The 1,108-nt window shown below is 65.6% G+C and carries 1 protein-coding gene; it reads right to left on the bottom strand.

Annotation, left to right across the window (positions count from 1 at the left end; translation table 11 throughout):
- Positions 1 to 1,108, bottom strand: a 1,108-nt coding sequence (locus FWJ67_RS11245; protein ID WP_414482876.1) for a nucleotide sugar dehydrogenase, incomplete at both ends; no start/stop codon positions are given.

Raw genomic sequence — 1,108 nt, 5'->3', positions numbered from 1 at the left:
GCCGGCCGCTGAGGCCGATGATGTGGGGTGCATCGAGGCCGGCCGTGGCGTTTCTCGTATCGACGACGAGGCGGCTGTGCTCGACCACCCAGCCGTAGTCGACCGTCGTGTGATCCGTCGTGATCACCACCACGTCCGCCCGGGAGAGCTCGTCTGCCGTGAGCGCCACGCTCCGCTTCTCCTCTCCTCCCTCCCCCTTGAGCACCTCCACATACGGGTCGTGATAGACCACCTCGGCTCCCTTCTCCTCCAGGAGCCGCATCACGTCCAGCGCAGGACTCTCCCTCACATCGTCAATGTCCCGCTTGTAGGCCACCCCCAGCACCAGCACCCGGCTCCCTCTCAGCGCTCGCCCCACCCCATTCAAGGCATCTTGCACCTTGTCCACCACATAGTGCGGCATCTCGCTGTTGATCTCTCCCGCCAGCTCCACCATCCGCGTCTTGTAGTTCAGCGTCTTCATCTTCCACGCAAGATAGTACGGATCCAGCGGGATGCAGTGGCCCCCGATCCCCGGCCCCGGCTGGAACTTCATGAAGCCGAACGGCTTCGTCGCCGCCGCCTCGATCACCTCCCACACGTCCACGCCCAGCCGGTCCGAGACCTGCGCCATCTCGTTGACCAGCGCAATGTTGACCGCACGGAACGTGTTCTCAAGAAGCTTCGTCAGCTCCGCCGCCTCCGTGCTGCTCACCGGCACCACCCGCTCGATCACCCGCGAATAGAGCGCAACCCCCACCTCCAGGCACCGCTCCGTGATCCCCCCGATCACCTTCGGCGTGTTCTTCGTCTGCCACTGCCGGTTGCCCGGGTCGACCCGCTCCGGGCTGAAGCAAAGGAAGAAGTCCTTGCCCACCACGAGCCCCGTCCGCTCCAGCATCGGTAGCACCAGCTCCCTCGTCGTCCCCGGATACGTCGTCGACTCCAGGACCACCAGCTGGCCACGCCGAAGCGTCCTCGCCACCGCCTCCGCCGCACTCACCACGTAGGAGACGTCCGGATCCTTCGTCTTCGAGAGCGGGGTCGGCACACAGATCGAGATCGCATCGCACTCCCCGAGACGACCCAGATCCGTCGTCGCCTCCAGGAGGCCCTCTCCCACCAACGC

Origin of the sequence: Limnochorda sp. (assembly GCF_047459355.1) — a bacterium.
Classification (GTDB): Bacteria; Bacillota; Limnochordia; order Limnochordales; family Limnochordaceae; genus Limnochorda.
The sequence above is the reverse complement of the archived record's forward strand: the minus strand, read 5'-3'. Positions and strand labels throughout refer to the sequence as shown.